This window comes from Dactylosporangium sp. NPDC005572 (assembly GCF_040605515.1).
Classification (GTDB): Bacteria; Actinomycetota; Actinomycetes; order Mycobacteriales; family Micromonosporaceae; genus Dactylosporangium.
Genome location: NZ_JBEXCY010000196.1, coordinates 1 through 22523, shown reverse-complemented (window position 1 = coordinate 22523; position 22523 = coordinate 1). Strand labels below are relative to the sequence as shown.

Below are 22523 nucleotides of genomic sequence, written 5' to 3'. Positions count from 1 at the left end.
GACCTGCCGCTGCTCAGGTGGTCGACGTCCATGGTCGTGCGGGCCACCGCCGGGGCCGCGCCGCCGCCGAGCGACGTGTCCAGCACGGGCCGGCTGGCGTCGAGATTGTCCAGGGCGACGCTGAAGTTGGCGCCCGCCCAGGTGGACCAGGTCAGCCCGGTCGCGGACAGGAACAGCAGGCCGACGACGAGCCAGACGCCGGTGGCGGCGTGGAAGCTGCGGGTGCGGCGCACGCCCTTGGCGGCGCTCAGGTCGTAGGCCAGCGTGGCCTCGGCCCGGCTGCGCGCCGTACGGGTCTCGGCGCGGCGGCGCCACTGCCGGTTGCACCACAGGATCAGCCCGCCGAGCGCGAGGACCCACAGCCAGCTCGCGGCGGTCTCGGAGTACGTCGTGCCGATCTCGCCCAGGTGCAGGTCGCGGTGCAGCTGGTCGAGCCAGGTCGTGAGCGGGGTCGAGCCCCACCAGGTGGTGAGCTGGCCGCGTATTTCGCCGGTGTAGGGGTCGACGTAGACGGTGTGCTGGTGCTCCCCGAGGTCCGGCACGGTGAACACGACCTTCGTGGTCGCGTCCGGGGCGGCGGCCGGGACGACGCCGGCCAGGGTGCCGTCGGGGTGGGCGGCGATCGCGGCGGCGACCTGCTCCGACAGCGGCTTCGGCAGGCCCGGCCCGACCTGCGCGACGTGCAGCTCCTGGTCGTAGACGAGGCTGTCGAGCTGCGGGGTGAGCACGAACAGCAGGCCGGTGACGGCCGCGACGACGAGCAGCGGCGCGACGAGGATGCCGGCGTAGAAGTGCAGCCGGGTCAGCAGCGGCACGATCGACCACGACCTGACCCGGCCGGCCGGTCTGTCGGGCAGCTCCTCCGCGGGCGGGGAGACGTCGGTGGCGACGACGGACATGGCAGCCTCCGGAACGCATTCACGTTGTGCGATGGAAGTGCGGTCCGGAAGTAGTCGGCGGCCGAAGCGGAAAAGTTCCGGAGCGTCTCAGTCGGCCCCGGCCGCCTGGCGCAGGAACGCGTTGTACCGCGCGAGGTCGTCCTCCTCGCCGGTCGCCTCGGCGCGCTCGGCGGCCCGGTCGAGGCGGCGCTGCTCGCGTTCGTCGGCGCGCACCCAGCGCACGACGAGCAGCAGCAGGATCGCCACCGCCGGAATCTCGCCGAACCCCCAGGCCAGCCCGGCGCCGACGCGCTGGTCGGCGAGGAGGCTGCTCGCCCAGTCCGGATGCACGGAGGTGTACCAGTCCGCCGCGATCACCGTCCGGGACTGCATGAGCGCGACACCGAGGAAGGCGTGGAACGCCATCCCGGCGAAGTGCACGAGGACCAGGATCGGCGGCGCGACCGCCCGGCGGCCCGGATCGATCCCGATGAGCACCCAGAAGAACAGGAACCCGACCAGCACGAAGTGGGTCAGCATCGCCAGGTGTCCCAGGTGGTACCGCATGAGCGTGCCCAGCAGGTCGCTGAAGTACAGCCCGTACAGGCTCACCACGTACAGCGCGAGCGCCACCACCGGATGGGACAGCAGGCGCACCGGCCGGCTGTGCAGCACGAGCAGCAGCCAGTCCCGGGCGCCGCGCACCGACGGGTCCGCCGCCGGGCGCAGCGTCCGCAGGGCGAGCGTGACCGGGGCGCCGCCGACAAGCAGGATCGGCACCACCATCGCGAGCACCATGTGCTGCGCCATGTGCGCGCTGAACAATACGTAGGCGTACCGCGCGAACCCGCCTACGGTGAACGCCGCCAGCAGCAGCATCCCGCCGAGCCACGACGCCGTGCGGGCCACCGGCCAGCGGTTGCCGGCGCGGTACATCCGCCACACCCCGGTGAGATAGCCGGCCACGCCGACGGCGACCACGGCGATGAAGAAGCCGTCGAGCAGCGGCGGCCAGAACACCCGCGCGGCGCTCAGCGGCGCCGGGGCGGTGAAGCCGAGCAGGTCGGTCACCGGGTCGCTGTCGACCGGATCGGTGGGCACGGGCGTCGGCGTGCGCGACAGCGCGACGGCCAGCCCGACCGTGGCGGCGAACAGCAAAAGCTCACCGGCGGCCAGCCGGCGGAACGCCCCGGGCCGCCGCTCGTCCAGCGCCGGCAGCGTCCGCCGCCGGTGCACCGCGCCGGCCGCGCCCGCGACGAGGAGCGCCGCGGTCTTGCCGAGCACGAGCAGCCCGTACCGCGACTGCCACAGCTCGCCGAACGAGCCGAGCCGCACGGCCGCGTTCGCCGCCCCGCTCGCCGCGACGGCGACCCAGCAGCCGAGCGCGAGCCGGCTGTACCCGCGTGCCGCGACGCTCAGGGCCGCCCGGTCCCGGTCGCCGCGCAGGGTGAGCAGCGCGGCGAGCCCGCCGACCCACAGGGCGGCGGCGAGGATGTGCACGGCGAGGCTGGTGACCGCGAGCTGGTGGTTGCCGGCCCCGGCGGAGTGGCCGGTGAGCGCGGGCGGCAGCAGCGCCAGGCAGGCGATGCCGGCGACGACCCCGGCGCCGGTGCGGGTGAGCACGATCCGGGCGGCGACCGCGACGACGGCCGCCAGGACGGCCTGGGCGAGCGCCGACCGGCCCTGCGCCACCGACCAGGCCAGGCTGCGCACCCCGGCGAAGGTGACCTCGGTGACCGGCCGGCCGAGCAGGTCGGCGAGGGTCAGCGGCAGCATCGCGAGCGTGGCGACCACCCACCCGGCGGCCGACCAGGTCGCGCGGCGCAGCATCCGGTACGCGGCCGGGCCGACGAGCTGCCCGTCGCCGGTGCCGGGCAGCAGGAACGCGGCCGTGACGCACCAGCCGGCGGTCAGCACCCCGGCGACGTCGGCGGACGCCCGGACCAGCGGCAGTCCCCACCGCGTCGAGGCACCCGGGTCGGGCAGGCCGGGGATGGCCGATCCGACGCCGCCACCCCACCGCAGCGCGGCCACGAGGGTCACCGCAAGCAGCGCGACGGCGCCGAGGGTGATCAGCCCACGGCGTGCCAAGTTATGAAAAATCATGTTTTGCGTGCACTACCTTGTACATCGAGCAGTTGGTCGCTGGAACTGCCGCCGAAGTTCCCGGCACCCTCAGACGAGTCCAGACGAAAGGACCACATCACATGCGACTCACCCGGCTGGCCCGTGCGGGCGTCGCCGTCGCGGCGGCCGCAGCCGCCGCCCTGGCGTTCCCCACCGCCGCGTCCGCGCACGTCACGGTGAACCCGAGCACCGCCATCCAGGGCGGCTACACCAAGGTCACCTTCCGGGTACCGAACGAGAAGGACACCGCCGGCACCGTCAAGCTGGAGATCGCCATCCCCACCGACAAGCCGATCGCCTCGGTGTCGCTCAGGACCGTCCCCGGCTGGACCGCCGTGACGGAGAAAGGCAAGCTGGCCACCCCGGTCAAGACCGACGACGGCGAGATCACCGAGGCCGTCTCGAAGATCACCTGGACCGCCGACGCCGACTCCGCGATCAAGCCGGGCACGTTCCAGGAGTTCGACGTCTCCCTCGGCCCGCTGCCCGAGACCGACCAGATCGTCTTCAAGGCCCTGCAGACCTACTCCGACGGCGAGGTCGTCCGCTGGATCGACGAACCCACCGCCGGCGGCGAGGCCGAACATCCGGCCCCGGTGCTGAAGCTGACCAAGGCCGGCGCCCCGACCGCGACCAGCACCGGCGGCAGCGCCGCCCAGGACGCCGCCGACACCATGAACGACGGCGGCAGCGACGGCACCACCATCACTCTCGCCGTCCTCGGCCTGATCCTCGGCCTGGCCGGCCTCGTCACCGGCGTGCTCGCCTACCGGCGGGCCGGCCGCACCGGCTGAGCGGTCGTCGCGGGTCTGGGCCGGCGGGAAGGACCGGGCCGCGTGAGTCCCACGGCGGTCATGGTTCGGGCGGGATGCCGATCGCGTCGGCCCAGGCGCGGATCGGTCGATCCGGCGCGTCCGCCTCTACGATGCCTGCTGTGACTTCCGGCCTCGAGCACCTCTCCGAGCGGCAGCGGGCACTGGTGGACCTGTGGCTCCCGGGCGCAACTGTCGAGCGCGACCGCAGCTGGGGCCTGGTGGAAACGACAGTGCTCGAGATGACCCATGCCGGATCACGCTTCATCGTCAAAGCGGGCGGCGACGATGACCACCACATCGAGCGCGAACTGCATGCTCATCGCAACTGGTTGAGCCCGTGGACCAGTCGGGGTCGCGCGCCGGCCCTCGTGCACGGCAGTGTGGACGCGAAGGTCCTCGTCACCCGGTACCTCCCCGGTGAGCTGGTGCTCGGCAGCAGGCACGGCGACGATCCGGCAGCCTATCGACAGGCTGGCGAGCTGCTGGCCCTGTTCCACGCCCAGACCGTCGCGGTCGACGACGACTACGAACGGCGCGAGAACCAGAAGTCGTTGCAGCGCCTCAGCCGGCCACACCGCATCGCCACGGGCACCGAGCAGCGGCTCCGGGCCGAGATCGCATCCTGGCCGGTGCCGCCGGCGGTGCTCGTGCCGACCCACGGGGACTGGCAGCCCCGCAACTGGCTCGTCCACGACGAGGTCGTCAGCGTCATCGACTTCGGCCGCGCCGCGATGCGGCCCGCGTTGACGGACTTCGCCCGGCTGGCCGTCCAGGACTTCCGCCGCGACCCGGACCTCGAGGCGGCCTTCTTCGACGGGTACGGTGCCGACCCCCGCGAGGCGGGCGCCTGGCGCCGCACCCGGCTCCGCGAGGCGATCAGCACCGCGGTCTGGGCCTACCAGGTGGGCGACGAGGCGTTCGAGGCGCAGGGCCACCGGATGATCGCCGAGGCGCTCGCCTGACCGGTCCGGTCACCACGACCGGATCAGGGGCTCGTCGTGCCCGCCCCGCCGCCATTGCTCGGTGAGGCGGCGGAGCCGGTCCGGGGCGGACATCCCGCGCAGGACGGCGATCCGATCGTCGCGGACGTCCAGGATCACCACGCCGACGACCCGGTCGTCGAACGCGGCGATGAGGGCGGGACACGAGTTGACGACCCCGGCGTGCATCGCGGGGGAGCCGCCGGCCAGTCTCCGCTTCGCCGGCGTCGGCTTGAACGCGGCGCGGACGGCGGCGGCGATCCGCTGGGGCGTCGAGAGCCGCAGCCATCTGGTCGCCAGCCCCGCGCCGTCGGAGATCGCGGTGGCGTCGTCGGTGAGCAGCGCCACCAGCCGTTCCGTGCGGCCCGATGCGGCGGCGTCGACGAAGGCCTCGACGATGCGGCGGGCGGCGGCCCGGTCGACGGTCCGGGCGATCCGGTCGGCGGCGAGGCGGTGCCGGGCGCGGTGGGCGTGCTGCTGGCTCGCGGACTCGGTGATGTCGAGGATCCCGGCGATCTCGGCGTGGCTGTACCCGAACGCCTCCCGGAGGACGTAGACGGCCCGCTCGACCGGCGAGAGGCGCTCCATGAGCGTCAGCACCGCCAGGGTCACCGATTCGCGCTGCTCGACGGTCTCGGCCGGGCCGAGCATCGGGTCGCCGTCCAGGAGCGGCTCGGGCAGCCAGTCGCCGGCCGCGCGTTCTCGCCGCGCCTGCGCCGACCGGAGCCGGTCGAGGGACAGGTTGGTGACCACCTTGGTCAGCCACGCCTCGGGCACCTGGACGTGTCGCGGGTCGGCGGCGTGCCAGCGCAGGAACGTGTCCTGGACCGCGTCCTCGGCGTCGGCGGCCGAGCCGAGCAGGCGGTACGCCAGCGAGGCCAACCGCTCCCGGTTGGCCTCGAAGCGCTCCACGGTGGCCGGGTCCATGACGCCACGCTAGCCAGCGACCGCCGTGGGTACGCGGCGGGGCACGGTTGCCATGCGACGCCTGCGGGTCGGCAGTCCGTAGGTCGGGTGGCCCATGTTCCACGCGGCGCCCCTGAGCACGAACGCCTTGAGGCGCGCGGCCGTGCGACCACGCAGGGACCAGGCCTTCGACCGTGCACTGCCGTCGACCGCCTGGAAGATGGCGTCCCTCCCGCCGAGGCTGACGCAGTTGCCGAGGTACTCGAGCGGGGTTTTGGAGATCCGGTGACCGGTGAGGTCCCCGACGATCGCGGCCGTTGCCTGCATCCGGGTGAAGCCCGCCGACGCGCACGACATCGGCAGTGGCCGGCCGTTCTCGCCGATGACGTAGGCGCTGTCGCCGGCCGCGTAGACCTCCGGATGCGAGACGGACCGCATCATCCGGTCGACGGTGATCCGCCCGTCGGCCTCGACCGCCAGGCCACTGGCGGCGGCGATGGGGTGCACGGCGAAGCCGGCCGCCCACACCGTCGCGTCGGCGGCGAGGACGGTCCCGTCGGCGGCGACGGCACCGGCCCGCTCGACGCGTTCGACGGTGGTGTGCTCGTGGACGGCGATGCCGAACCGGTCGAAGGCGCGCAGCAGGTGACCGCGGGCCTTCGGGGCCAGCCAGCCGCCCAGCTCGCCCGTCGTGGCGAGGGCGACCCGCAGCCCGGGCCGGGACTCGGCGATCTCGGTGGCGGTCTCGATGGCGGTCAGGTTGCCGCCGACGACGAGCACCGTGCCGCCCTCGCCCAGCTCGTCCAGGTGCCGGCACAGGCGCAGCGCCGCCGGCCGCCCGGCGACGTGGAAGGCGTGCTCGCCCACGCCCGCGACGCTGTGGTGATCGATCGTGCTGCCGAGCGTGTACAGCAGGGTGTCGTACCCGATCCGGTCGGTGCCCTCGCCACCGGCCACCGTGACCGTCCGCTCCCGCGGGTCGACGGCGGTGACGCTCGCGACCCGCAGCCGGATACCTGTGCCCGTGAACATCTCCGCCAGCCCGCGGCGGCGCAGCGGCCGGCCGGCGGCCAGCTGGTGCAGGCGCATCCGCTCGACGAAGTCGGGTTCGGCGTTGACGACGGTGATCTCGACGTCGTCCGGCCGCAGGTGGCGGGCGAGGTATCCGGCCGCGGAGGCGCCGGCGTAGCCGGCCCCGAGGACGGCGATGCGGTGCCGCATGTTCGTGCTCCCGTCTGTTCGCTTGACCTCAGAACGGGACAGCGCACAGATTCCTGACAGCCCAGGCTGTGGCGTGGGTCACGGCTCCACGGCACGGCCGGACAGCGGGGCAGTTACGGGGACTCGAGCCGTACGACGTTCCGCATGGTCGTGCCGGCTCGCAGCGCGGCCAGGTTCTCGGTGATCAGGACCGCCGCGCCGACCGGCCGCCCGCCGGCGGCGTGCGGCGTGATGATGACGTTCGGTTCGTCCCAGAGCCCGGAGTCGGCCGGGAGCGGCTCGGTGTCGAACACGTCGAGCGCCGCGCCGGCCAGGCGGCCCGCCCGGACGGCGTCGAGCACCGCCTGTTCGTCGACCGTCGCACCGCGCCCGACGTTGACCAGCCAAGCGTGCGGCGGCAGCAGGGCGAGCTGCTCGGCGCCGAGCGCGTGCACGGTCTCCGCCGTGGCCGGCAGGATCATGACCAGGACGTCGGTCGTCGGCAGCACCTTCGGCAGGTCCGCGTCGACCACTACGGGGAAGCCGCCCCGCTCGCCGGGGTGGCGCGCGACGCCGGCGACGGTCGCTCCCAGCGCGGCGAGATGCGGTGCGAGCGTGGCGGCGATCCCGCCGAAGCCCCAGATGGTCACCCGGGCGCCGCGCAGGCTCCGGAAGTTGCCGACCGGAGCCACCGGTTGCAGCCCGCCCAGCTCGCCGGCCCACCGGTGGCCGATCTGCGCGCGGATCGTCAGGTTCAGCCGCCGCGCCGCGGCAAGGATCAGCGCGAGCGCGTGCTCGGCCACCGGGCCGTCGTGCAGCGACTGCCCGGACGTGATGACGACGCCGGGTCCGAACTGCGCCGCCAGTACCGCGTCCGGCCCGGCGGCGAGCGTCTGCACCCACCGCAGCCGGCCCAGCCGCTGCGCCGCGTCGCGCAGCTGATGCGCCGGGTTGCCCCACACCACCAGCGCCTCGGCGTCGGTGTGCTCGTCGGGCACCGGCCGGTCGACGGCGTAGCCGATCGCGACGACGTCCGACGGCGGGTCCAGGTCCAGGTCGACGGTGTTCGGCAGGAGGAGTTTCATGCCTCCAGCCTCCTACACGGCACCGCGGCAGGTGAGGGCGAGGAGTGGGTGAAGCCGACTTGCCGCCGTCGGCGCCGGCCGCGGTGGAGGATGCGCCGATGGGTGTACTGCGGTCGGTCAACGTCGGCAAGCCCCGCAACGTGTCCTGGCAGGGCCGCACGGTGTACACCGGCGTCTGGAAGACCGCGGTCGACGGGCGGGTGGCCGCCCGCCGAACCAACCTCGACGGCGACGGCCAGGGCGACCTCGCCGGCCACGGCGGCGAGCAGCGGGCGATCCTGGTGTACCAGCTCGACGCCTACCGCCATTGGCAGGACTTCCTGCATCGGGACGACTTCACCTTCGGCCAGTTCGGCGAGAACTTCACCGTCGACGGCCTCGGCGACGACGAGGTCTGCATCGGCGACCGCTACCGGATCGGCGGCGCGCTGTTCGAGGTCACCCAGCCGCGGGTGACCTGCTACCGGGTCGGCATCCGGATGGCCGATCCGCGCATCCCCGCGCTGCTCGTGCAGCACCGCCGGCCCGGGTTCTACCTGCGGGTGCTCGAGGAGGGTGACGTGGGCGCGGGCGACCGGATCGCCAAGGTGGCCGACGGTCCGCAGCGGATGACGGTGGTGGACGTGGACGCGCTGCTGTACCTGCCCGGGCATGCGCACACGGACATCGAGCGGGCACTGCGCATCCCGGCGCTGAGCCCCGGCTGGCAGGCGTCGTTCCGGGACATGCTGGCCGGGCCGGACGCGCCGGGCGGCGGCAACGCGGGACTGACCGCGACCGCGCCACCGCCGGCCTGGCCCGGCTTCCGGCCGCTGCGGGTGACCGCGATCGAGCGGGAGAGCACGACGATCTCCTCGGTCCTGCTGGCCGACCCGCTCGGCGCGCCCGTGCCGGCGGCGCTGCCCGGCCAGTTCCTGACCATCCGGGTACGACCCGATCCGGCCGCCGCGCCGCTCGTGCGCAGCTACTCGCTGTCCGGGCCGCCCGGCGCCGGCCGGTACCGGATCAGCGTCAAGCGCGAGCAGCACGGCGCCGTCAGCTCCTACATCCACTCGAGGCTGCACGTCGGCGCCGAGATCGAGGTGGCCGCGCCGCGCGGCACGTTCACCCTCGCCCCGGGCACGACGCCGGTGCTCCTGGTCAGCGGTGGCGTGGGCGCCACACCGGTACTGGCGATGCTGCACGCGCTGGCCACCGAACGCAGTCCGCGACCGGTGTGGTGGCTGCAGGCGGCCCGCAACGGACACGTCCGGCCGTTCGCGAGAGAGTCGGCCGCGCTGCTCGCGCCGCTGCCGGCGGCCCGCTCCCACGTGTGCCTGAGCCATCCCGACCCGGGCGACGAGTTCGACTCGACCGGCCACCTGTCCGCGGAGCTGCTGCGCGGGCTGGACCTGCCGACCGACGCGGACGCCTACGTCTGCGGCCCGGCGGCGTTCCTCACCGACGTGACGGCGGCCCTCGCCGCCGCGGGCGTCTCGGCGTCGCGGATCCGCACCGAGGTGTTCGGCACGCAGGCGGCACTGACGCCGGGCATCGCGGCAGCGCCGGCCCGCCCGCCGCATCCGCCGTCCGGCCCGCCCGGCACGGGGCCCGAGGTGTCGTTCGCCCGCAGCGGCCTGGCCGTGCCGTGGCGGGACGGGCCCGGCAGCCTGCTCGACCTCGCGGAGGCGTGCGACGTGCCGGTCCGCTGGTCGTGCCGGACCGGCGTCTGTCACAGCTGCGAGAGCGGGCTGCTCTCCGGCGAGGTGGGCTACGACCCCGAACCGGTCGACCCGCCGGCCGAGGGCAACGTCCTGATCTGTTCGGCTCGCCCCCACGGCCCGGTCGTGCTCGACCTGTGACGGGCGGTCGGAGCACGGACGGCGATCACCGATCGGGAGTAGTGAGGATGCCGCGTAAGGCCAGCGCGAGCCAGCGGCGGCGATCGGACTCCGTTACCTCCTCGCCGGGCATCGTGGTGAACAGGAGTGCCAGGTCATGCGCGGTGACGTCGGAGTAGAGCGCGCGCTGCCGGTGGCCGGCGGCAACGACTGCCGCCAAGGTGTCCCTGGCCTGGCCCTCCACACTGGACAGTGACGGTCGGAGGAGGTCGCCGGCGGCGGCCTTGAGGGCGCGGTCTTCGCCCATACGTGCTGCCACGTCGTTGGCGAAGGCAACGATTTCGGTCCGGGCGTCGGCGCCGGCGCTGATGCGGGCCTGGAGGGCGTCGAGCGCGGCGGCCATCTGCTGGACGCGTTCGGCGACGATCGCCGCGATCAGGTCGGACTTGGCCGGAAAGTGGCGGTAGACCGTCCCGACGGCGACGCCGGCCCGGGCGGCGATCTCGTCCATGCCCGCATCGAGGCCGTGGTCTGCCATCAGGTCCCGGGCGGCCTGCACGATTCTTGCTCGATTTCGGGTCGCGTCGGCGCGCATCGGACGGTGCATGGCCCTACCTTGCCATCGGGATGAACATGAACTACGGTTCACTCTATATGGTGAACCGACGTTCATGTTAGGGGTGCGCTGTGTGGTCCATTCCCGACCAGACCGGCCGGACGGCCGTGGTCACGGGAGCCAGCGCCGGTCTCGGCCTGGCGACTGCCCAAGTTCTGGCCGACCGCGGAGCGACGGTCGTGTTGGCCTGCCGGGACGTCAGGAAGGGCGAAGGTGTTCGCGCGGCGCTGACGCAGCGTGGCGTTTCCGCCGACCGCCTGGTCGTACGCCGGCTCGACCTCGGCGACCAGGCAAGCGTGCAGGAGTTCGCGGCCACGTTCCGCGCCGAGCACGACGGCCTCGATCTGCTCATCAACAACGCCGGGCTCGGCGGGATGCCCGCCGGCCGGACCGCCGACAACTTCGAGACCCACATCGGCGTCAACCACCTCGGGCACATGGCGCTGACGCTCCGGCTGTTGCCGGTGCTGGTCGCCCGGCCCGGCGCGAGGGTGGTCACGCTGACCAGCGGCGCGCACCGGGCGGGCCGGATCGACCTGTCCGACCTCGACGGTGCCCGCGAACGGTACCGCCCGTTCGCGGCATACGCGCGGTCGAAGCTGGCGAACCTCCTCTTCAGCGTCGAGTTGGGACGGCGCCTGTCCGCCGCCGGTCACGACACCGTGTCCGTAGCCGTTGACCCGGGATTCGTGCGAACTGAGCTCAATACCAAAGGCTCCACCGCTGCCCAGCGCCTCATCATCCGCGTGAGCCAGTTGCTGGTGCCCTCCCAGTCGGCGACGAACGGTGCCCGGACGACGTTGCGCGCGGCGACCGACCCGGCGCCGGCAAGTGGCCAGCTCTACGCACCGCGGTTCGGGACCATCGGCCCACCCGTGCTGGCCAATCCGGGACGGAGCGCCACAACGGACCCGACCATGCCGAGCCGGCTGTGGGGCGCGTCATTGACCCGGCTGCAGCTCGTCGAGCCGGTGCTGTTGCGGTCCCGCTGACGGAATGCCTGCGAGGGTGTCGGCTGCGCCGGGCTGCTGCTGCCCGGCGAGCGGCAGGAGGGCCAACTGTGGCCGTCCACCTACCTGCGCCCCGACCACCCGGCCGCGGGCAGCTGATCCGCCGCGGGAACCGTCCGGTCCTGTTGCGGCTCGCCACGATTGATCCCGGCGGCAGACCGCGCGCGAGGGGCGGGATGAGCCTGCTGACCGAGGCGCACGGACGGCGTCTTTGCAATTGTCCTATGTTGTATTAGGCATTCGCGTCACCTAGCATCTCGGGCAGACCCTACTTGCGCGGTGCGAGGAGCGGGAATGGGCTGGATGCGTGCTGGTGTGTGGCCCGACGCGAACGGTTCCGGGCGCTACCGGCCGGTGACCGCCGCGGTCGTCGCCTGTGTCGTGCTGGCCGCCGGGGCGTCGGTCACGCTGGCCGGCGGGGCGCCGGTGGTCGTGGAGGAGGCGTCGCTCACCGGCGTGGAGGCGGGCACGGCGACCTGTACCACGGACGAGTCCGGGTTCTGTACCGTCGCTCACCGGCTGGGCACGACCCCGGCGGCCGTGGTGGTGACGCTCGTCGCGCCGCAGACCGGCACCGGTCCGCTGCCGTCCCAGCTTGCCGCCGACCGGTACACCGCAACGGGCTTCCGGCTCCGGGCGCTGACCGCCGAAGGTGCGGTCTACACGGGACCGCTGACGGTCGGCTACGCCGCCTACCCGGGCGGCTCACCGCCCCCGGCCGCGTCCGTACCCGCGTCGTCACCCGCCGTCTCCACGTCGCTGTCCCGGCCGGCACCGTCGTCCCCCGGTAACGGCATCACCGGCGGCGCCGTCCCCGACAACGCCGTCGCCGACTGCCCCACCGGCGGTCAGCTCAGCGGCGCGCCGAGCGGCAACCAGTTCTCCGGCCACAGCTACAACGGCCACGGCCAGCCGCTACCCCGCGGGAACTACACCATCGGCTCCAACACCTGCATCGAGAACTACGTGTTCGACGGATCCAACCTCACCCTGGCGGGTTCACCGTCGAACGTGACCATCGTGAACAACCTGTTCCAGAACTGGCCGGCGAAGCAGGCCATCGCCAACGTCAACGGCACGGACATCACCGTCAACTTCAACACGATCAAGGCGACTGCCGGCGGGGCGTGGACCGGAATCTTCGGGCAGGGCGCCATGAAGAACGTCACCATCGCCCACAACGACATCCAGAACCTGGGCGCCGCCGTCGACGGAATCCAGCTACGGTTCACCGGCACGGGCACCGACATCGAGATCGCCTACAACCGGATCAGCGACAACGGCCGCTTCCCGATCGAGCTGCAGCAGGTGGCGCACGGCCTCAAGGTGCACCACAACTACGCGACCGTCCGCCGTATGGGCGGCGACCAGCTGGGCCAGCTGTCGATCGCCACCGGCAACGACAAGGATGGTGGCGGCTACTACGACTCCGACACGTCCGGCGTGGAGATCGCGTACAACATCGTGGTCAACACCGACGGCAGCGCCAACCCGGCCTGCTTCGAGAGCCGCGGCAACGGAAACGTCCTGCACGACAACTACTGCCGCAACTACTCCTACGTCGACGACTACGCGATGACGAACAACAGCTCGCCGAACCCCTGGTTCGTCACGAACAACGTCCTGGTCGGCCCGGGCAGCGGTGCCGTCTCCATCTACGAGGGATTCAACCGCGCCGGTTACAGCTTCGTCGCACCGACCGAGAGCGGCAACAAGCGCTACGCCATGGGCGACCCGGCCGCCCCGGGCGTGCCGGCCTGGAACTACGCGGCCGGCGTGCAGGCGGGCACGCCGTAGCCGGTCTCTAGGGGCGGTACGGCCGGAAGAACTCGCGCAGCTCCTCGGCGTACTCCTGCGGCTGCTCGAACGGGGCGAAGTGCCCGCCGCGGGCGTGCTCGGTCACCCGCACCGTGTCGGCGATCCGGTCGAGCCACGCCCGGGGCGGCCGCACCAGGTCCAACCTCACCCTGGCGGGTTCACCGTCGAACGTGACCATCGTGAACAACCTGTTCCAGAACTGGCCGGCGAAGCAGGCCATCGCCAACGTCAACGGCACGGACATCACCGTCAACTTCAACACGATCAAGGCGACTGCCGGCGGGGCGTGGACCGGAATCTTCGGGCAGGGCGCCATGAAGAACGTCACCATCGCCCACAACGACATCCAGAACCTGGGCGCCGCCGTCGACGGAATCCAGCTACGGTTCACCGGCACGGGCACCGACATCGAGATCGCCTACAACCGGATCAGCGACAACGGCCGCTTCCCGATCGAGCTGCAGCAGGTGGCGCACGGCCTCAAGGTGCACCACAACTACGCGACCGTCCGCCGTATGGGCGGCGACCAGCTGGGCCAGCTGTCGATCGCCACCGGCAACGACAAGGATGGTGGCGGCTACTACGACTCCGACACGTCCGGCGTGGAGATCGCGTACAACATCGTGGTCAACACCGACGGCAGCGCCAACCCGGCCTGCTTCGAGAGCCGCGGCAACGGAAACGTCCTGCACGACAACTACTGCCGCAACTACTCCTACGTCGACGACTACGCGATGACGAACAACAGCTCGCCGAACCCCTGGTTCGTCACGAACAACGTCCTGGTCGGCCCGGGCAGCGGTGCCGTCTCCATCTACGAGGGATTCAACCGCGCCGGTTACAGCTTCGTCGCACCGACCGAGAGCGGCAACAAGCGCTACGCCATGGGCGACCCGGCCGCCCCGGGCGTGCCGGCCTGGAACTACGCGGCCGGCGTGCAGGCGGGCACGCCGTAGCCGGTCTCTAGGGGCNGTACGGCCGGAAGAACTCGCGCAGCTCCTCGGCGTACTCCTGCGGCTGCTCGAACGGGGCGAAGTGCCCGCCGCGGGCGTGCTCGGTCACCCGCACCGTGTCGGCGATCCGGTCGAGCCACGCCCGGGGCGGCCGCACCAGGTCGGCGGGGAACAGCGAGAAGCCCGACGGCACCTCGACCCGGCGGGCGTGCTGCGCGGGCGGGATGGCGCTGTTCACGCGGTACATCCGCATCGCCGAGCCGATCGTGCCGGTGAGCCAGTAGATGGTGACGTTGGTGAGGATCTCGTCGCGGCTGAAGGCCCGTTCGACGTCGCCGCCGCAGTCGCTCCACGCGCGCAGCTTCTCCATGATCCACGCGGCCAGCCCGGCCGGCGAGTCGTTGAGCCCGACGGCGGCGGTCTGCGGCTTGGTCCGGTGCATGGCCGCGTAGGCGCCCTCGGCCGCGGCCCAGCCGGCGGCGCCGTCGAGGAACTCGCGCTCCTCGGGTGCGAGGTCGGCGCGGTCGCCGAGGTACACCGGAAGGCCCGCGTCCATGCGGTGCACGGCCAGGACCCGGTCCGGGTGGTCGAGGGCGAGATAGCGGCTCACCCCGCTGCCGATGTCGCCACCGGCCGCGGCGAAGCGCTCGTAGCCGAGGTGGCGCATGAGCCCGGCCCACAGCCCGGCGACCGCGATGGTGTCCGGGGACGCTCCGGCGGGCCGGTCGGAGTAGCCGTAGCCGGGCATGTCCGGCACGACGACGTCGAAGGCGTCGGCGGGGTCTCCGCCATGCGCGCCGGGGTCCGTCAGCAGGGGGATGATTTTGGTGTACCGCCAGAACGAGTCGGGCCAGCCGTGGCTCAGGACCAGCGGCAACGCCCCACCGGCGGGCGCGTTGGCGCGGGCGTGCACGAAGTGGACCCGGTGCCCGCCGAGCGTGGTCCGGAAGCGGGGCAGCCGGTTGAGTGCCGCCTCCTGCGCCGGCCAGTCGAACCCGTCGGCCCAGTAGGCGCACAGTTCACGCAGATAGTCGACGTCGACGCCCTGCGACCAGCCGACGTCCTCGGGCGCGTCCGGCCACCGCGTCGCCCGCAGCCGCGCGCGGAGCTCGTCGAGTGCGGCGAGCCCGGTGAACGAGGTGAACGGCTCGGTCATTTCGTCACCGTACGCGATCATCGGCACCCGCGCGCATGAGTGGCGCAGGTGGTGGGCGCCCGGGCGGGGCCGGGAGCAGCGCGTTGACACCCGCCGTGTAGGCGGCGGGCCCGGTTCCGCTGATCAGCAGGTGTTGCAGGACGAATCCCTGGACGAGACCCAGCATGGCGGCGCCGACGTGTTCGGGGTCGGCGTCGGCGGGGAGGTTGCCGGCCTGTTGCCAGCGGCGGGCGACCTCGGCGCAGTTGCGCCGCAGTCGCCGGAAGATCCCGTCGGCGCGAGCGGCCAGGCTGGGCTTTCGCAGGGCTTCCGCCCATGCCTGCACGCCGATGCGGGTAAGGTCCACGCCGAGATCCGGATCGCCGACGATCCGGGTGGCGATCGTTTCGATCAGTGCGGTGACGGCCTGGGCCGGGGCGGGCGCGGCGTCATCGGCGAGCAACTGCTCGAACACGTCGTCCGCCGCCGTGAGCGCGATCTCGGCCACTGCGGTGATCAGATCCTCCTTGCTGTGGAAGTACCGATACACCGCGCCCGCGGACAGGCCGGCCTCGCTGATGATGTCGGCCATCGAGGTGGCGTGGAATCCGTTTGCGGCGAAGAGCCGGGCCGCCGCGCGCAGGATCTCGGCCCGGCGACCGGCTCGGTACTCGTCAGTGACACGGGGCATGTGACCGATATTAAAAGCGAACGTTCGTTCTTGACAACGGAGCGTGACATCCCCAGACTGAAAACGAGCGTCCGTTCTTTTAGGGAGTCGACAATGTCCGAGCAGGTTCCGGCCCAGGCCGACCCGACCGCACCATCGCCCTGGTCGAAGGTGGCCGCGGCGGTCGCCCTGCTCACCGTAATCGTCAGCGTCCTACTGACCGCCTTCGCCTGGCCGTCGGTGCGCTCCTCGGTCCACGACGTGCCGATCGCCATTGCCGGCCCGGCCGCCGCGGTGCAGCAGGTCACCGACGCTCTTGAGCAGCGCATGCCCGACGCGTTCGAGATCACGACGGTGGGCAGCACCGCCGAGGCCGAGCGGCTGATCCGTGACCGGAAGGTGTACGGGGCTATCGATGTCAGCACCGGTGCCCCGCAGGTCATCACCGCCACGGCCGGCAGCGCCTCGGTCGCACAGACCCTGCAGAGCATCGGCACCGCCCTCGCCCAGGCACAGGCACAGGGCAGCGCCCCCGCGGTCGCGGTCCGGGACATCGTCGCCCTGCCCGCCGACGACCCGCGCGGTGCGGGCCCGGCCGCCGGAGCGCTGCCGCTGGTCATGGGCGGCCTGCTCGCCGCGGTGCTGCTCACCAACCTGCTCAAGGGCACCGGTCGCCGGGTCGCCGGTGCACTCGCGTACGCCGTCGCAGCCGGTCTCGCGCTGACCGCCATCCTGCAGTTCTGGTTCGGCTCGCTCGACGGCTCCTACCTGGCCAACTTCGGCGCTGTCGCGCTCAGTATCGGCGCCACCGCGATGACCCTGCTCGGCTTGGAGTCGCTGTTCGGCTACGCCGGCTTCGGTCTCGGCGCCGTGATCATGATGCTCGTCGGCAACCCGCTCTCGGGCAGTGGCTCGGCTCCCGAGATGCTGCCCGGTTGGTCCGGGGCTCTCGGCCAGTTGCTGCCGCCGGGTGCCGGAAATCAACTCCTGCGCTCCACCGCCTTCTTCGACGGTCACGGTGCCGCACCCGCGGTCATCGTCCTGACCTGCTGGCTCGCCCTCGGTGCGGTGCTGTGCCTGGCAGGTGGCCTGCGTGCGCGCCGGGTGGTCGCCACCGGGCGGGCCGGTGCGGACGAGTCCGCCCAGCCGGCGGTACCCGCCGCGGTCTGACAACGGTACGTGCGACGGCCGGAACCCGGTTCTCCGGACCGGCCGTCGCGTCCTGCCGTGACCGTCTCGTTGCCGCGCTGCGGTTCATCGCGCGAGTCGTCCCCATACTCCTCACCATCCCGACCCGACCGTCAACCCGCCGGTCGCCGAGCCGGAGCCGAGTCCATGAGCGTGACCAGCCCCGCCGACACCGACGGCGGCCCGCCTGCCGTCAACCGGCGTCGAGCGCGTCCCTGGATGCGGCGCGGCGCCGTCACCGCAGTGATCCTCCTGCTCGCCGTCGAGCTGGTCGTCGGCTGGCCGGCGCTGACATCTGCACTGTCCCAGCTGCGTGCCCCACACGTCGGCTGGCTCGTCTGTGCGATCGCCGCGGAGTTGATCGCCATGGGAGCGTACGGGCGGATGCAGCAGTTCCTGCTGCTCTCCACCGGACTGCGCGTACCGATCCACCGCAACGTCGCGCTCGCGTACGCCGCCCACTCCCTCAACGAGACCCTGCCCGGCGGTCCCGCGTTCTCCACCCGGTTCAACTACCAGCAGTTGCGCCGCTTCGGTGCGACACCCGCCGTCGCCGCATGGTGCATCGCCCTGTCGGGGATCCTGTCGACCACAGCACTCGCTCTGGTCACTGCCGCCGGAGCGCTCGCCTCGGACGGCACCCCACAGTGGTACAGCCTCGCCGGTCTCGTCGTCGCCTTCGGTCTGATCGTTGCCGGTGTCCACCAGGTGACCCGCAGGCCGGCCATCGCGGAACCCGCCACCCGGATGGTGCTGGCGCGGGCCAACCGATGGCGCGGCCGCCCCGCAGAGCAGGGAATCGAGCAGGTCCGCGCCTTCGTCGGGCAGCTCGGTGCCGCACGCCTCACCGCCGGCCACGGCGCCGCAGCCGCCACCTTCGCGATCCTCAACTGGGCCCTCGACGCCGTCTGCCTATGGCTGTGCGTGCGGGCGGTCACCGGCGATCCGATCGACGCCACCCAGGTCCTGCTGGCGTTCTGCGCCGCAATGGCTGCCGGAACCGTCACCATCGTCCCGGGTGGGCTCGGCATCGTCGACAGCGCATTGATCCTGGGCCTGCTCGCCGGCGGCATCGACACCGCAACCGCGATCGCCGCCGTCGTCCTCTATCGGATCATCAGCTTCGGCTTCATCATCGGCGCGGGATGGGTCGCCTGGTTGCTCATGCAACGCCCCTGCCGAGGGGCGGCCACCATACCCACGCACCCGGTCGCCGAGCACACCGTCACCCGACGGTGCCCTCGTTGACCTGGCGGCCGTACGTGGCGGTCACCACGATGCGCACGCCAGGGGGCACCTGACCGTGCAGCGCGGTGAGCAGCGGCTCGATCGGCGGCAGCGGCTGCGGCGTGACGACGGCGATGTGCGCCGTGCGGGCCGCGACCACGACGTCGGTGACCTCGGCGCCGTCGACGGGTGCGACCCACCGCGTCGCGGCCGTGGTGATCCGCTGGGTCCAGGTGCTGACGAGCAGGTTGGCGGCGGTGTTCGCGCCCAGTGGCAGCAGCAGCGCGACGAACACCGCGGTCATCGTCAGGTACCCGAATCGGTGTCCCCGGTGGACCGCGCTGCTCTCCTCGGCGTAGCGGTAGGCGGTGAACACGAGCGTCCCGGCCAGCACGAGGGACAGCACGTTCGACGCGAACAGCACTGCGGCGCCGAACGCGAACTCGCCCTGGCCCAGGCAGACGCCCACGACCGCGAGCGGCGGCACGAGGGAGATCGCGATCGCTACGCCGGGCAGCACGTCGCTCACGTCGCGGCGGGACAGGCCGATCGCGCCGGCCAGCCCGGTCGCGACCGCCGCGGCGAGATCGACGAGGCGCGGCGAGGCGCGGCGAGGTGCGGCCCGAGACCTGCGAGTTGGCGAGCAGGTCCACGCCGCTCGGCACGACGAACGACGCCAGGATGCCGATCCCGACCAAGGCGAGGACGCCGAGCATGACGAACACCGCCGCGGACAGCAACAGCCGCCGCCCGGCCGTCGCGACGCCCAGCGCCATGCCCATGATCGGCGTCGACAGCGGAGCGATGATCATTGCCCCGATCACGGTCGCCGTCGAGTCCGCCAGCACGCCCGCGGTCGCGATGACCCCCGAGAGCACGAGCATTGACCAGAAGGCCGACTGCTTGGCGGTACCGTCGCCGCGGCGCAGGTCGAGACGGTCGGCGAGCTCGTCCAAGGGCCGCCGCTGGTGCTGCGGCAGCACGCGCCACCACCGCTGCCTGCGGGCGCTCACGGGAAACCCGCGAACGGCGCGACGATCGTCCGCGCTGCCCGGCGGGTGCCGCTCACGCTCCCATGCTGCGCCGTCGTCTCAGCGCGGGCCGGCCGAACCGGCCTCACCCCACCCGTGCCTCACCCCGGCCGTGGGTCAGTTTGCTGAGGTCGGAACCTTGATCCGCAGAGCCGTCCCGGCTCGCTCCCGAGTGAAGCGTGTTGTATGTTAAGCGAAGACGACATACTACAGTCGACAATAGGCGAGCCGCGTCATGCTGCAGGGGAATTCGAAGCCGGCCCGCCCGATGGCACCCGGACGTACGTGCTGCGAGCACCTCGGCCACAGAGGGGATGCGTTGGTCGATCCGTTGCGGCCCAGCCTGTTCACGAAGATGCGGGCCACGCTCTCCGGGGAGCGGGACGCCGTGGTGCTGGAGGCCATGCGGGCCGCCGGCCGGGTCGCCTACGACGAGTTCGTCGCCGCCGAGCTACTGCGGGACCGGCTTGCCGCCGAGGGGGTGTCGCTGTGGGACGTGTCCGGCAACGCTGGGACGCAGCTCGTCGCCGCCTGGAACGCGTTCGTGCTGCAGACGTTGTCGGAGCGGTTCCTCGACGCCGACTACCAGGCCCGGCCCGGCACCGCCGGGTTCGTGCCGGCCGTGACGTTCGCGCAGGTGTACGCCTGGCTCGCGGCGGTCGAGCTGTGGGTCTCGCACGCGCGGCAGGCCCGGGTCAATCCCGACTACGACCTCACCCAGGCGATGCGGCTCCCGGCGCCGCTGCCGGCTTGGGCGGAGGGCGAGCCGTGTCCGCCGGAGCACCTGGCCCGGCTGCTCGCGGCGGTACCGCCGGTGCGGGAGCAGATCGACATCGCGCTGCACGCGCTGGAGCGCGGTGAGGTGCCGTCCCGGCAGCAGAGCAGCTTCAACCGGCTCAAGCAGCTGGCCGCGCAGGGCGCGGCGGCGGCGGACTACGCGGTCGGGCTGCGCACCGACCAGCACCACCCGGCGCTGCACGGACGGATCGAGGCCAACCTGCACGGTGCGCTCGAGTCGTGGTTCCTGGTCGGGCAGCTGGCCGCCATGCCCCGGCTGCTCATGGAGCCGCAGGCGCAGCGGCCGGTGGCGCCGCGCGACGAGCGGCTGCCGGGCGGGTGGCGGTTCGACCCGTGGTGCCTCACCGACCGGGTCACGCTCGCCCGCTGGCAGCGGGACAAACAGGCCGCCCACGCGATCCGGGAGATGTGGCGGCTCGACCCCGACCCGGCCGCGACCCTCGCCCTGCGCGCCGCGATCGACGGGCTCCTGGCGATCGGCGACCTCGCGCTGCACCGCACGCCCGACGGCAGCACCCACTACTACGAGTGCCCGTGGTCGCCGATGTACGACGTGCGCCGGCCAACCCGCTTCGCCGGGATCGCCCTGAACCCGGGCCAGCAGTTCGCGCTGCGGGCCCGGGGCGCGGAGCCCCGCGGGATCGTCCTCGGACCGTTCAAGGGGGCCGGCGAGGTCCGCCCCTGGCGTTGATCATTGGAAGCTCTTGCACCCCCGCTGAACGTCGCCGTCAGGGGAGGCTGACGAGCGCTTCGTGGTCGTCGGCCGGGAGGTCGCCGTCGGCGACCGCGGTGACGGTCATGTCGATCAACTCGGCCGTTCCCGACAGTACCGTTGCGAACGCGACGTCGGCGGCGTCGCGGCCGGTCGCCACCCGGACCAGGGACTGCCGCGGAGCGAGTCGGGTGGCGTCCCAGACGATCCACCGGTCGGCGAGCGCGGTCTCCGCGACCAGGTGGAAGTCCATCGGGTCGAGGCCGGGTGCGTAGACGGCGGCGACCCGCGCCGGGACGCCGACGGCACGGCACAACGCCACGGTCAGGTGGGCGTAGTCGCGGCAGACTCCGCGCCCGCTCAGCAGGGTGTCGATCGCATCGGTCGTCGGGCCGCTCGCCGTGGCGTCGTACACCAGCCAACGGTGGACGTCGGCGACGATCGCCCGCACGGTCGCGGTCTCGTCCGCGCCGCGGTAGCGGTTGGCGTAGCCGCCGAGCCGGTCCGACGGGCAGTACCGGCTGGGTCGCGCCGCCACGATCCGGTCGAGGTCGGTCGGCGGGGCGGTGCGCGTCGCGGGGCTCGGGCCGTCGGCGGCGTACGTGACGACGAGCCGCCCGTTGCCCGGGGTCACCAGGTGCGTCCGCCCGCCCAGCGGCCCACCGGAGGCGGCCAGCTCGGTGATGCCGACCGGGGCGCCGTCGAGCGTTGCCGAGAGCGTCTCGCCGCCGGACCGTCCCGCCGCCGCGATCTGCAGCGCGATCACGGCCGGGTCGGCGATCTCGTACGTCAGTGTCGCCGCCACGCCCGGTACCCACATGCGGCCATTGTCGCCGAGCGATGTTTCGGGCCGTAGGCCCGGCGGTGACGGCCCGGGACGCGGGAACTGGCCGTCACGGCTCGTCGTACACGACGGACCAGGGGCCGCGGGTGCCGAGGATGCGGCTCGGTGGCGGGGCCGGTGCCGGGGCGAGGACCTCGCCGGCCAGCGCGGCGAACCGGGCCGCGGCCGGATGTGGCGTGCGGGCCGGCCAGACCGCCGAGGTCTCCTGCCACAGCGGGTCACCGGCGAGGGGACGCCAGGTCACCCGGGCTTCGCGGCGCACCGGCGACTCGAGGTCCAGCCCCACGCCCAGGCCGGCGAGCACCAGGCCGCACAGGAACTCCGGATTCCGGGCGTGCCGCACGCGCGGAGGGGCGCCGCCGGGTCCGCGGATGACCTGGAGGATGCGGTCGTACCACCCGGGCGCCGTCGCCCGCGGGAACACCACGAGCCCGTGGCCGGCAAGCTGGTCGAGCCGGACCTCGGCCGACCTCGCGAGCGGGGAGGTGCGGGGCAGCACGACGCCGAGGCGGACCCGCGTCACCAGGCCGCGGCGAAGGCCGGTCGTGTCGACCGGATGGTGCACGACCGCGACGTCGAGCCGGGCGGCCGCGAGCAGCTCCAGCTGCTCGGCGGTGGTCAGCTCCTGCACGTCGACGTCGAGTCCGGGGGCCTGCTCGGCGAGCCGGCGCAGCAGCTCGCCGAGGGCGGCCGCCGGGGTCTCCGGGGGC

At 72.8% G+C, this 22523-nt stretch carries 20 protein-coding genes and 2 pseudogenes; 9 read left to right on the top strand and 13 right to left on the bottom strand.

What is annotated here, in order from left to right; translation table 11 throughout:
* A partial coding sequence (locus tag ABZS66_RS49220; protein WP_354769978.1) for a PepSY-associated TM helix domain-containing protein occupies positions 1-899 on the bottom strand: 899 nt, incomplete at its 3' end.
* Positions 900-986: 87 nt separating this feature from the next.
* The gene (locus ABZS66_RS49215) at positions 987-2969 is read right to left on the bottom strand and encodes a cytochrome c oxidase assembly protein (protein ID WP_354769977.1); all 1983 of its coding nucleotides are present in this window, start codon (positions 2967-2969) and stop codon (positions 987-989) included.
* Positions 2970-3085: 116 nt separating this feature from the next.
* Between ABZS66_RS49215 and ABZS66_RS49210 the strand changes: the two genes are divergently transcribed.
* Positions 3086-3799, top strand: a complete 714-nt coding sequence (locus ABZS66_RS49210; protein WP_354769976.1) for a YcnI family protein — start codon at positions 3086-3088, stop codon at positions 3797-3799.
* Between the two features lie 140 nt (positions 3800-3939).
* On the top strand, positions 3940-4782 hold the full coding sequence (locus ABZS66_RS49205) for a phosphotransferase (protein ID WP_354769975.1): 843 nt from the start codon (positions 3940-3942) through the stop codon (positions 4780-4782).
* Between the two features lie 9 nt (positions 4783-4791).
* Here ABZS66_RS49205 and ABZS66_RS49200 read toward each other — a convergent pair whose 3' ends face one another.
* From ABZS66_RS49200 to ABZS66_RS49190, 3 genes are all read right to left on the bottom strand, one after another.
* The gene (locus ABZS66_RS49200) at positions 4792-5727 is read right to left on the bottom strand and encodes a sigma-70 family RNA polymerase sigma factor (RefSeq protein ID WP_354769974.1); all 936 of its coding nucleotides are present in this window, start codon (positions 5725-5727) and stop codon (positions 4792-4794) included.
* A gap of 9 nt (positions 5728-5736) precedes the next feature.
* Positions 5737-6927 (bottom strand): FAD-dependent oxidoreductase, encoded by a 1191-nt coding sequence (locus ABZS66_RS49195; protein WP_354769973.1) that lies wholly within the window; start codon positions 6925-6927, stop codon positions 5737-5739.
* Positions 6928-7040: 113 nt separating this feature from the next.
* Positions 7041-7991 carry an NAD(P)-dependent oxidoreductase gene (locus ABZS66_RS49190; protein ID WP_354769972.1) on the bottom strand — a complete coding sequence of 317 codons (951 nt, stop codon included), beginning with the start codon at positions 7989-7991 and terminating at the stop codon, positions 7041-7043.
* 98 nt (positions 7992-8089) lie between these two features.
* On the opposite strand from ABZS66_RS49190, the gene ABZS66_RS49185 reads away from it, so the two are divergent.
* On the top strand, positions 8090-9832 hold the full coding sequence (locus tag ABZS66_RS49185) for an MOSC and FAD-binding oxidoreductase domain-containing protein (protein WP_354769971.1): 1743 nt from the start codon (positions 8090-8092) through the stop codon (positions 9830-9832).
* 25 nt (positions 9833-9857) lie between these two features.
* On the opposite strand, the gene ABZS66_RS49180 is transcribed toward ABZS66_RS49185, so the two are convergent.
* On the bottom strand, positions 9858-10406 hold the full coding sequence (locus tag ABZS66_RS49180; protein ID WP_354769970.1) for a helix-turn-helix domain-containing protein: 549 nt from the start codon (positions 10404-10406) through the stop codon (positions 9858-9860).
* Between the two features lie 92 nt (positions 10407-10498).
* On the opposite strand from ABZS66_RS49180, the gene ABZS66_RS49175 reads away from it, so the two are divergent.
* Together ABZS66_RS49175 and ABZS66_RS49170 are read left to right on the top strand one after the other, a co-directional pair.
* The gene (locus ABZS66_RS49175; protein ID WP_354769969.1) at positions 10499-11419 is read left to right on the top strand and encodes an oxidoreductase; all 921 of its coding nucleotides are present in this window, start codon (positions 10499-10501) and stop codon (positions 11417-11419) included.
* Positions 11420-11740: 321 nt separating this feature from the next.
* Positions 11741-13234 carry a hypothetical protein gene (locus tag ABZS66_RS49170; protein WP_354769968.1) on the top strand — a complete coding sequence of 498 codons (1494 nt, stop codon included), beginning with the start codon at positions 11741-11743 and terminating at the stop codon, positions 13232-13234.
* Between the two features lie 7 nt (positions 13235-13241).
* Here ABZS66_RS49170 and ABZS66_RS49165 read toward each other — a convergent pair whose 3' ends face one another.
* Positions 13242-13403 (bottom strand): hypothetical protein, encoded by a 162-nt coding sequence (locus ABZS66_RS49165; RefSeq protein ID WP_354769979.1) that lies wholly within the window; start codon positions 13401-13403, stop codon positions 13242-13244.
* Between ABZS66_RS49165 and ABZS66_RS49160 the strand changes: the two genes are divergently transcribed.
* A complete protein-coding gene (locus tag ABZS66_RS49160) occupies positions 13348-14211 on the top strand; it encodes a right-handed parallel beta-helix repeat-containing protein (RefSeq protein ID WP_354769967.1) in 864 nt (287 codons plus the stop codon). The genes ABZS66_RS49165 and ABZS66_RS49160 overlap by 56 nt on opposite strands.
* 7 nt (positions 14212-14218) lie before the next feature.
* Here the strand turns inward: ABZS66_RS49160 and ABZS66_RS49155 are convergent, their stop codons facing one another.
* Entirely contained in the window at positions 14219-15364 is a 1146-nt protein-coding gene (locus ABZS66_RS49155) for an epoxide hydrolase family protein (RefSeq protein ID WP_354769966.1), read from the bottom strand.
* A gap of 4 nt (positions 15365-15368) precedes the next feature.
* Complete coding sequence (locus tag ABZS66_RS49150; protein WP_354769965.1) at positions 15369-16034, bottom strand: TetR/AcrR family transcriptional regulator; 666 nt, start codon at positions 16032-16034, stop codon at positions 15369-15371.
* A 93-nt stretch (positions 16035-16127) separates the two neighbouring features.
* Between ABZS66_RS49150 and ABZS66_RS49145 the strand changes: the two genes are divergently transcribed.
* Together ABZS66_RS49145 and ABZS66_RS49140 are read left to right on the top strand one after the other, a co-directional pair.
* A complete protein-coding gene (locus tag ABZS66_RS49145) occupies positions 16128-17183 on the top strand; it encodes a hypothetical protein (RefSeq protein ID WP_354769964.1) in 1056 nt (351 codons plus the stop codon).
* A 165-nt stretch (positions 17184-17348) separates the two neighbouring features.
* Positions 17349-18449 (top strand): YbhN family protein, encoded by a 1101-nt coding sequence (locus ABZS66_RS49140; RefSeq protein WP_354769963.1) that lies wholly within the window; start codon positions 17349-17351, stop codon positions 18447-18449.
* Here ABZS66_RS49140 and ABZS66_RS49135 read toward each other — a convergent pair.
* Both ABZS66_RS49135 and ABZS66_RS49130 read right to left on the bottom strand, forming a co-directional pair.
* A pseudogene (locus tag ABZS66_RS49135) lies at positions 18427-19032 on the bottom strand (DUF389 domain-containing protein); the annotation flags it as partial. The gene ABZS66_RS49140 and the pseudogene ABZS66_RS49135 sit on opposite strands and share 23 nt — an antisense overlap.
* A gap of 34 nt (positions 19033-19066) precedes the next feature.
* Positions 19067-19240 (bottom strand): annotated as a pseudogene (locus tag ABZS66_RS49130) (DUF389 domain-containing protein); the annotation flags it as partial.
* 538 nt (positions 19241-19778) lie between these two features.
* On the opposite strand from ABZS66_RS49130, the gene ABZS66_RS49125 reads away from it, so the two are divergent.
* Positions 19779-20948 (top strand): hypothetical protein, encoded by a 1170-nt coding sequence (locus ABZS66_RS49125; RefSeq protein WP_354769962.1) that lies wholly within the window; start codon positions 19779-19781, stop codon positions 20946-20948.
* Between the two features lie 37 nt (positions 20949-20985).
* On the opposite strand, the gene ABZS66_RS49120 is transcribed toward ABZS66_RS49125, so the two are convergent.
* On the bottom strand, positions 20986-21789 hold the full coding sequence (locus ABZS66_RS49120) for a transglutaminase family protein (RefSeq protein WP_354769961.1): 804 nt from the start codon (positions 21787-21789) through the stop codon (positions 20986-20988).
* A 73-nt stretch (positions 21790-21862) separates the two neighbouring features.
* On the bottom strand, positions 21863-22523 hold a 661-nt coding region (locus tag ABZS66_RS49115; RefSeq protein ID WP_354769960.1), incomplete at its 5' end, for a LysR family substrate-binding domain-containing protein.